Source organism: Flagellimonas olearia, assembly GCF_009184425.1.
GTDB lineage: Bacteria > Bacteroidota > Bacteroidia > Flavobacteriales > Flavobacteriaceae > Flagellimonas > Flagellimonas olearia.
Genome location: NZ_WELG01000002.1, coordinates 521,589 through 535,068, shown reverse-complemented (window position 1 = coordinate 535,068; position 13,480 = coordinate 521,589). Strand labels below are relative to the sequence as shown.

General features: G+C 44.1%; 10 protein-coding genes. 3 read left to right on the top strand and 7 right to left on the bottom strand.

Annotated features, from left to right (window positions below):
* Nucleotides 1–34 precede the first annotated feature (34 nt).
* The 3 genes from F8C76_RS11810 to F8C76_RS11800 all read right to left on the bottom strand — a co-directional run bounded on the left by F8C76_RS11810 (nt 35) and on the right by F8C76_RS11800 (nt 5,828).
* Entirely contained in the window at nt 35–1,393 is a 1,359-nt protein-coding gene (locus tag F8C76_RS11810) for an OmpA family protein (protein ID WP_152131892.1), read from the bottom strand.
* A gap of 114 nt (nt 1,394–1,507) precedes the next feature.
* Nucleotides 1,508–2,701, bottom strand: a complete 1,194-nt coding sequence (gene kbl / locus F8C76_RS11805) for a glycine C-acetyltransferase (RefSeq protein ID WP_152131891.1) — start codon at nt 2,699–2,701, stop codon at nt 1,508–1,510.
* A 10-nt stretch (nt 2,702–2,711) separates the two neighbouring features.
* Entirely contained in the window at nt 2,712–5,828 is a 3,117-nt protein-coding gene (locus F8C76_RS11800; RefSeq protein WP_152131890.1) for a UvrD-helicase domain-containing protein, read from the bottom strand.
* Nucleotides 5,829–5,947: 119 nt separating this feature from the next.
* Here F8C76_RS11800 and F8C76_RS11795 point away from each other — a divergent pair, with 119 nt between their 5' ends.
* Both F8C76_RS11795 and F8C76_RS11790 read left to right on the top strand, forming a co-directional pair.
* Nucleotides 5,948–6,556: a superoxide dismutase gene (locus tag F8C76_RS11795; protein WP_152131889.1), complete on the top strand. Its 609-nt coding sequence runs from the start codon at nt 5,948–5,950 to the stop codon at nt 6,554–6,556.
* Between the two features lie 170 nt (nt 6,557–6,726).
* Complete coding sequence (locus tag F8C76_RS11790; protein ID WP_152131888.1) at nt 6,727–8,268, top strand: IPT/TIG domain-containing protein; 1,542 nt, start codon at nt 6,727–6,729, stop codon at nt 8,266–8,268.
* 650 nt (nt 8,269–8,918) lie between these two features.
* Here F8C76_RS11790 and F8C76_RS11785 read toward each other — a convergent pair.
* The 4 genes from F8C76_RS11785 to purN all read right to left on the bottom strand — a co-directional run bounded on the left by F8C76_RS11785 (nt 8,919) and on the right by purN (nt 13,083).
* The gene (locus tag F8C76_RS11785; protein ID WP_152131887.1) at nt 8,919–10,817 is read right to left on the bottom strand and encodes an amidophosphoribosyltransferase; all 1,899 of its coding nucleotides are present in this window, start codon (nt 10,815–10,817) and stop codon (nt 8,919–8,921) included.
* Between the two features lie 44 nt (nt 10,818–10,861).
* A complete protein-coding gene (locus F8C76_RS11780) occupies nt 10,862–11,788 on the bottom strand; it encodes a PfkB family carbohydrate kinase (RefSeq protein WP_152131886.1) in 927 nt (308 codons plus the stop codon).
* Between the two features lie 96 nt (nt 11,789–11,884).
* Entirely contained in the window at nt 11,885–12,520 is a 636-nt protein-coding gene (locus F8C76_RS11775; protein WP_129653778.1) for a ribonuclease H1 domain-containing protein, read from the bottom strand.
* Complete coding sequence (purN, locus tag F8C76_RS11770) at nt 12,520–13,083, bottom strand: phosphoribosylglycinamide formyltransferase (protein ID WP_152131885.1); 564 nt, start codon at nt 13,081–13,083, stop codon at nt 12,520–12,522. Before purN ends, F8C76_RS11775 begins: the two co-directional genes overlap by 1 nt.
* Nucleotides 13,084–13,245: 162 nt before the next feature.
* Between purN and F8C76_RS11765 the strand changes: the two genes are divergently transcribed.
* Nucleotides 13,246–13,479 carry an acyl carrier protein gene (locus F8C76_RS11765; RefSeq protein WP_009778413.1) on the top strand — a complete coding sequence of 78 codons (234 nt, stop codon included), beginning with the start codon at nt 13,246–13,248 and terminating at the stop codon, nt 13,477–13,479.
* Nucleotide 13,480 lies beyond the last annotated feature (1 nt).

Genomic DNA, 13,480 nt, shown 5'->3' with positions numbered 1-13,480 from the left:
GCCTTTTCGAAAAGAAAACTGAGTTTCTATTTCATTATTTTACCAAGTTGATCTCAACTCGTCTGTTTTGTGCTCTACCAGCTCTTGTATTGTTAGTGGCGATAGGCTTAGACTCACCGTAACCGATGGCAGTCAATCTAGAAGAAGAGATTCCTTTGTCGATCAAGAAGTCACGAACAGAGTTAGCTCTTTTCTCAGAAAGCTCTTGGTTCAATTTCTCGCTACCTACGCTGTCAGTGTGACCTTCAACAGTAAACTTAGCGTTAGGATACTCGTTCAAGATTTGGATGATGTCAACCATTACAGAAGTAGACTCTGCTTTGATGGAAGCTTTACCAGTATCGAACAAGATAGTTCTAGCGTAGTCGTTCAATTGTTTTTGAACTTCTTCAGTTACTTCAGGACAACCATTGTTGGCTACAGTACCAGCAACGTCTGGACATTGATCGTCTTTATCAAGTACACCGTCACCGTCAGTATCAGGCCATGGGCATCCTTTGTTGGCAGCAGGACCAGCTTCGTTAGGACAAGCATCATCTTTATCGGCAATACCGTCACCATCAGCATCAGGACATCCAGCTAGAGCAGGAAGACCAGGAGTGCTAGGACAAGCATCGTCTTTATCGGCAACACCGTCACCGTCAGAATCAGGACAACCGTTCATTTCTTTGGAACCAGCTTCGTTAGGACAAGCATCTTTGGAATCTTCGATACCGTCACCGTCAGAATCAGGACAACCGTTGAAAGCTTCCAAACCAGCTACTTCTGGACAAGCATCGTCTTTGTCATAGATACCATCACCGTCAGTGTCAGTACCACCAAATTTGATGCTAAGACCTGCCATGTGTTGGAAGTGCTTTACCAAGTAATCTTCGAAAGCGTGCTTGTATTGCGTTTGCAAAGTAAGACCGATGTTCTCAGAGAACCAGATGTTAAGACCAATACCACCGTTAACAGTACCGGCACCGATTTCATCAATCCAAGTATAACCACCACCGATTTCAGCAAAAGGATCGATCGTAGTGTTTTTTAGGAAGTTGTACTTAATGGTACCGTCCACAGCGTAGTGAGAAAGGTCGTCTACAGATACATCACCGATTTTCTCGATTCTGTTCAAGGAACCACGTGCACCAATAGAGAAACCATCACCGATGTACTTGGATACTCCTACATAGGAAACGGAAGGCAAAATGTTCCAGTGGTCTGAAACGTTAAAGTACTGATCGAACAAAGTAGTACTTGAGAATGGGTTATTTTCGTCATTGGTTGGATAAGCGTCGATAGCATTTACTCCAAAGCTAATCTGCCATGGATTATTCTCGTCTTGCGCTTGTATGTTGTTAATCCCTACAAACACAAGGGCAACAACCAATAATTTGCTAAGATGTTTCATGCTCAAAATTTTTAAGTTTAAGTGTTTATCAGCTGCAAATGTAAGTTGTTAAGAACTATTAACAAAATCAATTTTTCTTTTTTTTTAACGCATTACATGGAACTTTTTGTACCGTTAAACGATTTTTAAAGCCTTGCCAACCTTGATGAATGCGTTTATGGCACTATCCAAATGATGCTTTTCATGGGCTGCGGAAAGCTGTACCCTGATCCTTGCCTTTTCTTTGGGAACCACTGGGTAGAAAAAGCCAATTACATAAATACCCTCTTCTAGGAGCATATCGGCCATTTTTTGGGAAAGTTTGGCATCGTAGAGCATAACGGGCACAATGGCTGAATCTCCATCTATGATATCAAAGCCTGCTGCTTTCATTCCTTTTTTGAAATATTCCGTATTGTCTTGAAGCTTGTCCCTGAGGGATGTGTCCTTGTCCAACATATCAAAAACTTTGATGGAAGCCCCTACTATGGCAGGTGCCAAAGAGTTGGAGAACAAATAGGGTCTAGAGCGTTGGCGCAGCATTTCAATAATTTCTTTCTTTCCGGTAGTGTAGCCGCCCATGGCGCCACCAAGGGCCTTACCCAAGGTTCCAGTAATGATATCGATACGGTCCATGACGCCCTTTTCTTCCAAGGTTCCCCTGCCGGTTTCCCCAATGAAACCTGCGGCATGGCATTCATCTATCATCACCATGGCATCGTACTTATCGGCCAAATCACATATGTTGTCCAAAGGCGCCAAAAGGCCATCCATGGAAAAAACTCCGTCTGTGACAATGATCTTGAATCGTGCCCCGTCCGCAATACTTTGTTTTAGTTGTTGTTCCAGGTCTGCCATATCACTATTGGCATAGCGGTAGCGCTTGGCCTTGCAGAGACGTACACCGTCTATAATGGAAGCATGGTTGAGGGAATCTGATATGATGGCATCCTCTGCGGTGAGCAAAGGTTCAAACACCCCTCCATTGGCATCAAACGCAGCAGCGTATAATATGGTATCCTCTGTACCATAAAAATCTGCGATTTTTTGTTCCAACTCCTTATGAATGTCCTGGGTGCCGCAGATGAACCGTACGGACGACATTCCAAACCCATGGGTGTCCATGGCATCTTTTGCGGCTTGGATCACATCGGGGTGGGAGGAAAGGCCCAAATAGTTGTTGGCGCAAAAGTTTATGACCTCCTGCCCTGTGGAAATTTTAATGACAGCTCCTTGGGCCGAAGTGATAATACGTTCCTTTTTAAACAGCCCAGCTTCTTTTATGGTTTCCAGTTCTTGGGCCAAGTGTTCTTTTATGTTTCCGTACATGACTGTATGATTAAATGTAAATGGGGTTTATTTTTTGATCAATATAAACAATAATCGTATGTTCAATTTTGTAGCCCATTGCGTTAAGGGCATCTGCATATTGCACGATCTGTTCTTTGTGTGACGGTGAAGGCTTCCCTGTCTTGTAATCAAGGACCGTTGCGCTACCATTCGAGACAACAATACGATCCGGTCGTAGGGACCAACCATTTGTGGTCAGGATTTCCTGTTCGTTCAAAATTTCAAATGCGTTGGAAAAGTAAGTCTTTAGATCGGGAAGCGTTACTACATCCATCAATTTTTGTTGAATTTCCCCAGATGAGTCTTTTTGAAAGTGTCCCGCCAATCGAAGCTTCTCCACCACTTGGGGAATGTCTTCGGCAGTATGTATCTGGCTTAATGCATAATGGATAAGATTTCCCATTTCAATGGCCTCTAAACGCCCATCGTCGTCCCATAAACGACCCGAAGTGGTTGAGATCACAAAACCTTGATCGTTCTTGGGTCGTGTAACATAGGCAATGGAGGCTTCGGTTTTTGGTGGTATGGCAGCATTGTCATTCTCGGGGAAGGTACCAAACGTATACTGCCCCGTTTCATTATTTGAGAGACCCTGATCATCAAGATACCATTGGAAAAGGTCCGCATAGGTAGAAACGCTTTCCAAGGAACCCAGTTCCTTTCCAGCTTCAGTGAAAACATATAAACCTTTCACAGGCCGGGTAAGGGCCACGTACAGAACGTTCATGGCATCCAAGATGGACTTTTGCTCCTCATCCGAATAAATTTGTGCCGATTCCTCATTGTATTCCAGCATGTCCTTGTTGGTGTTGATGAGAAATTCGTTCAACCCAAGTTCCATTTCAGAGGCGGTCGCTGGGACCCAAGACTTCTTACCCATCTTGTTCAGTTTAGCATTGGCAAAGGGAAAGATCACAAAGGGGAACTCCAGCCCCTTGGCTTTGTGGATGGTCATGATCCGTACGGCGTTCACATTGTCCGGAGCGGCAATGGACAGGGAATCCTTTTTCTGCTCCCAGTACTGCAAAAAGGAATGGATACTAGACCCCATTCGTTTCTCCACCAACAAGACCTCATCCATTAAAAAGGTAAGGTAAGCGGTGGAATCATGGGCAAGCTCAAACTGTACAATGGCATTTTCCAGGATGGTAAATACGGATTCTCCCCGTAATCCTTCCATATCAAAACCATAGTGGTCCAACAGGAAGGTTATTGCGTGGTCCAGATGCTTTGCGATAATCTCATGTTTGTCCGTTTCATCCTTTGCCAAAAACAGCAATGCCATATAAGCCGCTTCCCGGTCCTGGGGATTTTGCATCATCCGCAACAGGGCCATTAGGAAAGTGACCTTGTTGTTGTTGTTGAGCAATAAGGCATCTGAAGAGATGATGGGCACATGGTTCTGGGCCAGAAAATCGGCCAACAGCATTCCATTTTTGTTGTCACGCACCAAGATACAGATATCCGCATAGGGATATCCTTCGGATGTCAGGTATTGGATCGTCTCCAAGGTCTTGGAGCAGTAGGCCTCTTCTCTATTTTCAATGCCGTTTTCCAAAAACAACAGCTGTACAAAACCGCCTGGCCTGTTGTTGGTTTTTTGATGGCTGTCCTTCATAAAGAGATTCCTGTATGCATCGTTTTGGAGAACTGGGGCCACGGCGGTAAAAAAGCGGTTGTTGAACTGCACTATTTCGTCACAGCTCCGCCAGTTGGTATCCAATGAATGGATACTGGGCTCCACCACAAAGGGCTTTGTTGTGCCATTCAAAAGGCCCAAAAACTGTTCGGCCCGTCCACCCCGCCAACGGTAAATGGCCTGTTTAACATCGCCCACCAAGAAAAGGGAGCCTCGCTGGTGTTTTTCGTCCTCACTTTCCAAGGCGTTGCCAATGAGGGGCACCAAATTCTCCCACTGCATTTGGGAGGTGTCCTGAAACTCATCAATAAAGTAGTGGCGGTATTTTTCACCCATCCGTTCATAGATGAAAGGAACGGGCTGGTCCTTGATTTCCTTGGAGAGAATGGCATTTAGGGATGAAATGGGGATGATGTCCCGGTCCAGCTCAATATTTCTGATTTCCTTGGCAATCTCGTTGAGCAAGGTCAAGGGAACCATGTTGCCATAAATGTTCTTGAGGTAGGCCCTCCGATAAATCTGTTGTTTGAGGGTCAAAAAAGTATTGAGAAGGGTCATGGACAGTTCCGAAACATCCCTCTTGTCGCTGGCTTTTAAAATCTTCCCCTCAACCAAATTGGGTTCCAAAGTTTTGCTGGTATAGATTTTTTTTGGGTCGAATTCCCCTGCCACCATTTTTTTAAAATGATTGGGCAAGGTTTGTCTTGGAAAATCCAAAGCATCAAAGCCCTGGCGGTCCATTTCCTGAAGTGCTTTTTGAGCCATTTCAACAATTTTGGACTCTGAAAGGGTGATACTTTCTGCAAGCTTTTTTTGAATTTCCTTGAAATCACCAATCGACTGGGAACGCAATGGATCCACATGTGCGGCATGGTTTTCTTGGAAGAGTAGTTTCCCAATTTCCAAAAGATCGTAGGAAATGTTCCAACTTTTGTCGTCATCAATTTTTTCAAGGGAAAAAGCAATGAGTACTTCGGTAAGTTCTTCATCGCTGCCGGCGCGTTCCAACAAACGACCCACGGCTTCTTCCAAGAGTAGTTCAATATCCAGCTCCACCTCAAAATTTTGGGACAGGTGCAGATCGCGGGCAAAGGTCTTTATGATCTTATGGTTGAACTTGTCAATGGTGGAAATCTCAAAGAAGGAATAGTTGTGTAGGATTCGTTTCAGGGCTCTTTGCGAGCGTTGCTGCAATTCCATTTCGCTTAATGCCAGTTCTTGGCATAATGTATGGAAAAGGGATTGCTGCTTTTTCGCGATGGTTTCCTGGCCAAAAGCGAACAGGTTGTCCAAGATTCGGGTCTTCATTTCATCCACAGCCTTATTGGTAAAGGTAATGGCCAAAATCTGCCTGAACTTTGCGGGAGAATCGTTGGCCAACAAGAGCTTCAAGTATTCCTTGGTCAGGGCATAGGTTTTGCCCGAACCTGCCGAAGCACTGTATATTTTAAAGTTGGTGTCGCCCAAGAAAACTTTTATTGCAAAATACGGATTATCGATCTGAACTTAACATGGTTTTAAATGAATATGTTTGTTAAAACCCTTATTTTTACGTGAATTAAGTACTAACACAAAAACAAAGAATTATGGCTTTTGAATTACCAAAATTACCGTATGCATACGATGCATTGGAACCCCATATAGATGCTAGGACCATGGAGATCCACCATACCAAGCACCACAACGGCTACACCAACAATTTGAACAATGCAATCGCGGGAACAGATTTGGAAGGAAAGGGAATTGAAGACATTTTGTCCAATTTGGACATGAACAATGGTGCAGTTCGAAACAATGGCGGCGGATTTTACAACCACTCCCTTTTCTGGGAAGTAATGTCCCCCAATGGAGGCGGTGCCCCAACTGGCGATTTGGCCGCAGCCATTGATGCCGCTTTTGGATCGTTTGATGGGTTTAAGGAAAAGTTTGCTGCTGCAGCGGCAACCCGCTTTGGATCTGGATGGGCCTGGTTGTGCGTGCACAAGGGAGGAAAGTTGGAAGTGTGCTCCACCCCTAACCAGGACAACCCCATTATGCCCGGAACAGGTTGTGACGGACAGCCCATTTTAGGGTTGGATGTATGGGAGCATGCCTACTATTTGAACTACCAAAACAGAAGACCCGATTATATTTCGGCATTCTTCAATGTGATCAATTGGGACAAAGTATCCGAAAATTACGAAGCGGGAAAATAAGACCGCATTCATAATATATATGGGAAAGCCGCGCATCTTGCGCGGTTTTTTTTGTTTCAAACTGACTTGAAAAAGGCATCCATCAATCCAAATGGGGCATCCGTCAATTGGCGGTCTTTTTTTTTATGGAGTTCCTTTTTCTTTAATGCTTTAACCATAAAAAAGGAATCATGAAAAAAATTGCATCCCTAAAAATATTGGCTTTTGCATTGGCCATAATGGTCTTCTCCTGCGGCAAGGATGATGGCCCAGAAACCCCGACACCGCAATCTCCCGAGATCACCAGCTTTTCACCCACCAGTGGCCCGGTGGGCACCACGGTGGAGATCAGCGGAAAAAACTTTAGCACCACAAAGACGGACAATACCGTGAAGTTCAACGGGCAAGCGGCAGTCATACAGACCGCGACGGCCACCAAACTCACGGTAACTGTTCCCAATGGGGCCACTACAGGGAACATTACGGTAAAGGTTGGTGACAAAACCGCCTCAAGCGCTACAGCTTTTACGGTTACCAATGGCACTAACGAATCCATAGTGCTCAATAAAACAAGTTTGCAACTGAGCACTTTGGATACCGACCAGTTGAGCATAACCAATCTCAATGAGTTTGATGACCCTGTAATAGTATGGAATGCGGACAATGCCGATGTGATTCAAGTGGATGGTCAGGGCAACATCTCCGCATTGCAAGCAGGCACGGCAAAGGTCACGGTTACGATTGGGTCACTAACCGCAACTTGTGATGTTACCGTGGAGCCAAGTGTTTTTGTTGTTGGGCAGGACAACGATGAAGCTACAGTATGGATAAACGGTTCAAAACTATACTCCTACCCAGCGGAAGGCGGTTACTCCACAGTAGGGAAATCCATTGAAGTTCAAGGGTCAGATGTATTCGTTGGAGGCTATGAACTTGGAGTTGAGATTTATTATGCACGAGGATGGAAAAATAAGGATTTGATATTTTCTTTGGAAACATACTCTCAAGTGGAGGAAGTGGCCATCAATAACGGGGACCTGTATTTTGTAGGCCATGAGGAAAACCGTGCTACAGTATGGAATGACGGGAACCCCTCCTACTTGACAGAAGACGTCTATAATTCTTTTGCCATGGATGCATTCAGTTACAATGGGAAACTATATGTTATTGGGCAAGAAAGCAGTGCTGAATTAATAAATTGTGTGCTCTGGAATGCAAGCTCCAATACATCACAAGACATTGCACCAGGGCAATTTGGTGGTGGGGCCTTTGGACGTGGTATCTATGTGAGTGAAATTGAAGGTCAGGTACACAAATTTATAGCTGGATTTGAAGATATTGAGAATGCAAACTATTCCGTAGTAAAAATTTGGGATGAACAAGGGGAACTTTATCAATTGACCGATGGAGCGGGTGATGCTAGGGCTCTTTCCATAGCTGGCAATGGCAATAGCATGGCCGTAGGTGGATTCGAAGAGAGTTACGACCCAGGTTATCAAAAACATGCCATGATATGGATTATTAAGGATAATATGGTAACCAGTATAGATTTGGGTAATGCGGAGGTCTATTCCGGCATAGAGGATGTTTATCTTTTCGATAATCACATATATGCAGTAGGACAGAAAGATACCTTTGCAACCATGTGGAAGTTGGATATGAACGGCCAGATCATTGAAGAGGTGCCATTGTCCATAAATGACTCAGAAGCGAATGGAATTGTGGTAAAATAAAAAAGTAAGTATTAAAAGGGCTGCATGGGAGCCCTTTTTTTGGTTGTGGATTTTCACCAATAGAAAACGGCAGGAAAGCTCCTGCCGTTTTCGTCCCAAATCTTACCATAAACTTAACCTACTTATGCTATGGCGAGACTAAAATACTGGTATTGTGTAAAATAACAAAGGGTTTTGGAGAAATTTTTGCTTTTTCAAGAAAAAAGAAAACATGCAGTTCATCGATAAAATGGATAAATCCTTGGTTGTCAAACATAAAGAAGGCGGAGCATGCTCCGCCTTCTTTCCCCAAATCTTACCATGAACTTAACCTACTTATGCTATGGTCCTCCAAATGTACGCCAAGGGGTCTGTTAGCCAACAAGCTTTTAGATGAAACCCACTTTAATTGGTTAAAGTGTACAACCGGGGTACAGTATTGATAAATGTCAAGAAATTGAGACTGATTTTTTCTGATTTGGGATAGATGGAAAATAAAAAAGGTGGAATGATTTCCACCTTTTTTGCCCCAAATCTTACCATGAACTTAACCTACTTATGCTATGGCAACACTAAAGTAGGTTTGCAGCTTGCCCATCGTATAAAAACCCGCTAATCTACTCATTTCATCGATGAAATGCATAGCTAGGCAGGGCTTCCAAACCAATAGGTCAATAGGCGCGTTCATTTTTCCCTTCGTAGAAATTGATAAAGGCCCTGTTCACTACCCTGTTTCCTCCTGGAGTGGGGTAATCCCCGGTAAAATACCAATCGCCTAAATTCTTGGGGCAGGCCTCATGTAAGTTTTCCACGGTTTGGTAAATAATGTCCACTTCTGCCTTTATACCCTCTGGACTGAGGATTTCGGCAATCTTTTTCGAAACCCGCTCATTGGTGAAGGGCGCATAAAATTCCTTGACGTAGTTGACCACATCCTTGTCCTTGTTCTTGGTCTGGGTCAAGCACTTTTCATAAATTTCTTTCACCTTGTCCATGGTGCCATGGTCTTGATGCAGGGCCAAGGCAGCTTTAAAGGCCACAAAATCCTCCAATTTGGCCATGTCAATACCATAACAATCCGGATAACGTATCTGCGGTGCGGAGGAGACCACAATGATTTTTTTGGGAGAAAGTCGGTCCAAGATTTTTAGGATACTTCGCTTTAAGGTAGTTCCCCTAACAATACTATCATCTATAATGACCAAATTGTCATTTTCCTTGACAGAGCCATAAGAAATGTCGTAAACGTGGGCCACGAGATCATCCCGGCTACTGTCTTGGGTAATAAAGGTCCGTAGCTTGGCATCCTTGATGGCCACTTTTTCAATACGTGGACGCACGTCCAAAATTTCATGAAGCTCCTCTCCGGTTATATTGGGCCCCAAAGCGAGGATCTGTTGTTCTTTTTTCTTGTTGAGGTAGCTCTGCGCTTCCTTTACCATTCCAAAGAAAGAGGTCTCGGCTGTATTGGGAATATAGGAGAAGACCGTATTGGTCAAATCATCATCAATGGATTTAAGGATTTGTGGAAATACGAGTTTCCCCAACATCTTTCGTTCTTGATAAATTTCCTTGTCGCTTCCTCTTGAAAAATAGATACGTTCAAAAGAGCAGGCCTTACGTTCGGTGGGTTCCAAGATTTCCTTGAGATCAACCGTGCCTCCTTTTTTCACAATGATGGCATGTCCGGGATCTAACTCGTGCACATCATCATAGGATACGTTGAAAACGGTTTGGATCACTGGACGTTCCGAGGCCACTACAACAATCTCATCGTCTTTATAGTAGTAAGCAGGACGGATACCCGCAGGATCACGCACCACAAAGGCGTCACCATGGCCTAATAATCCGCCCATGGTGTACCCGCCATCCCAGTTTTTGGATGCTTTTCGCAATATTTTGGCCACGTTCAATCGCTCTGCGATCAATGGGGAAGCTTCCCGTTTGCTATACCCTTCTTTTTTGATCTGTTTGTAGAGCTTGGCCACGGCATCATCCAAAAAGTGACCAATTTTTTCCATAACGGTGACCGTATCCGCCATTTCCTTGGGATGTTGCCCCAATTCCACCAAGTTGCCAAAGAGTTCGTCAACATTGGTCAGGTTAAAGTTTCCGGCCACAATAAGGTTTCGGTGCATCCAGTTGTTCTGTCGCAAAAAGGGATGTACACTTTCTATGCTGTTTTTCCCAAAAGTGCCATAGCGTACGTGCCCCATAAGCAACTCACCAATGTAAGGGATATGCTGTTTTTGAAGCTGTACGTCATTTTCGTATTCAGGATGTTCAGCGAAGGCGGTATTGATTCGCGAATTGATCTGCTCAAAGATATCCTGTATGGGCTGCTGTTGCGCGGATCGTACCCGACTCATGTAGCGTTCCCCGGCCTTCATGTCCAGCTTTATGCTCGCAAAACCGGCGCCATCCTGCCCTCGGTTATGCTGCTTCTCCATCATTAGGTACATTTTGTTTACTCCGTAAAAAGCTGTACCGTACTTTTCCTTGTAGTACTCCAGAGGTTTAAGCAAGCGGATCAGTGATATTCCGCATTCGTGCTTAATGGCATCACTCATAATAAACCAAATAAAAAGCCCCGAAAAACTTTCAGGGCGGGTATTTATGTTAATTCAATATTGAACTGTGTCAATTCCTTAAACTGCATCAAACGGGCATCTACCTCATGTTTCTCCAGTTTGGCCATCCGTTCGGTGCCAAAACGTTCCACACAAAACGAAGCCAGATTGGAGCCTTGAATAATGGCGTTCTTCATATTTTCAAAAGAGATGTTCCCTGTTTGGGCCAAATATCCTGAAAAACCACCTGCAAAGGTATCTCCGGCTCCGGTGGGGTCAAAAACTTCCTCCAAAGGCAATGCGGGGGCAAAGAAAATGTTCTCTTTATGGAACAACAAAGCACCGTGCTCCCCTTTTTTAATGACCACATATTTAGGTCCCATCTCCTGGATCTTGGCGGCAGCCTTTACCAACGAATACTCATTGGTCATCTGTCTTGCCTCTTCATCATTTATGGTAATCACATCGATTTGTGAAACAACTTCCATCAACTCATCCCAAGTATTGTCCATCCAAAAATTCATGGTGTCCAGAGCTATAAGTTTTGGTCGTTCTTCCATCTGATTAATTACACTCAATTGGGTGCTGGGGTGTAAATTGCCCAACATGACCACATCGGCATTCTTGAAATTTTCGGGAACAACTGGGCTGAAGGTGCCTAAGGTGTTGAGTTCAGTGACCAAGGTATCCCTGGAATTGAGGTCGTTGTGGTATCGGCCCTCCCAGTAAAAGGTCTTGCCCCCCTGTACCACCTCTATGGCTGAAATATCGATGTCACGATCCTTGAGCAAATCCAGATAGGTTTGAGGGAAATCGTCCCCAACCACCGAAACTATGGCAGCGTCTACGTTGAACTGTGATGCGGCCAATCCAATAAAAGGTGCGGCGCCTCCCAAAATCCTGCCCGTTTTGCCAAACGGGGTCTCAATAGCATCAAAGGCCACACTTCCAACAATCAGTAATTTGCCCATTCAGTGAATTTTGGTGCAAATATACGGTATAGCAATTCCATTTTAAACTATGGTAAGCGCAATTTTAAAAAATGGGGGATTTGATGTTTTTTGAACCTATTTCCTGCCAAAATCCGCTGGGATTTCACCCCATGCCTTGGTTTCCCATTTTACGATGGGCGTAGCGTAGCGGTTTTTTTTGAGCCAATCCTCTGCCCGCTCAATAAGTTCAAAAAGAATGGCGTTTTTTGGACCTTTTTTGAGTTTGGTGCCGCATTTCTTTTTCCGCACCCAACCTATGGCAATCCGGGAATCGGAATACAGGATTCGGTCACTGTTTTGTTTTTTAAGAAAGGCAAGACCATGCACAAGGGCCAAAAACTCTCCCACATTGCTGGTGCCTTCGGCAAAGGGACCTTGATGGAACAATACCCTTTTGCTTTTGGTGTCCACTCCGCGGTATTCCATTTTTCCGGGATTTCCACTGGAAGCAGCGTCAACAGCAATGGAGTTGTAGTTGGGGTCCCCGATTTTTAAAAGCTCTTCCGGCGAAAGTTCCGACTTCCCTTTGGATGTGCCCTTGTACTCCAAATAGTTCCCGTTAAAGGCTTTTTTGGCCTCGGCAAAGGTTGCGAACGATTTATATTGGGCACCCTTAAAACCTTCAATTTGGGCTTTGCAATCGTCCCAAGATTCAAAAATGCCTGGACGCTTTCCTTTCCAGACCACGTAAAACTTTGCCTTCTTCGCCATTACAAAAGAAGTTTTTCAATCACCTTTGGAAAATGTTCGTACTCCAACTGGTGTACTTTTTGGGCAATGGTTGCTGTATCATCCTCCGTGGATATGGAGGTTTTTGCCTGAAAAATGATGGCGCCCTCATCATAATGTTCGTTCACATAATGGATGGTAATGCCCGTTTCAGGTTCCAGATTGTCTTTGACGGCTTGGTGTACTTTTTCGCCATACATGCCTTTTCCACCATATTTGGGCAACAAGGCGGGGTGTATGTTGATGATTTTATTGGGGAACGCATCAATGATATTTGAAGGAATTTTCCATAAAAATCCCGCAAGAACAATTAAATCGACCTCCAGCCCCTTAATAAATTGGACCACGGTATCGGAATTTGTGAAGGCGGCCCTGTTAAAGTAGAATCCGGGTATGTTCAACCTGTCACATCGCTCCAATACTTTGGCTGTATGCTTATTGGTCAGCACCGCTGAAACCTCCACATTGGGGCTTTCCTTGAAGTAATTGATGATATTTTCTGCATTTGACCCACTGCCCGAGGCCAGGATAACTATTCGTTTCATCCAGTAAGGAATGGAAGGGATTTTCGATTAACTTTACAGGGCTAAAGTAATGTACTGAAGCTAAAGATGTTTAATTTAGGGCACATTTTATCGACAAATGGTGTATTTAATCCAAAGTTTTTTATTTTTGCCAACGATTAAATTTTTAAAACCACTATAATTATGTCAGACATTGCATCAAGAGTAAAGGCTATCATCGTTGATAAACTGGGTGTTGATGAGAATGAAGTTGTAGCAGAAGCTAGCTTTACCAACGATTTAGGAGCGGATTCCTTGGACACTGTTGAGCTTATCATGGAGTTTGAGAAAGAATTTGACATCCAAATTCCTGATGATCAAGCAGAAAACATTGCAACTGTTGGTCAAGCCATTAGCTACATAGAAGAAGCGAAGTAAT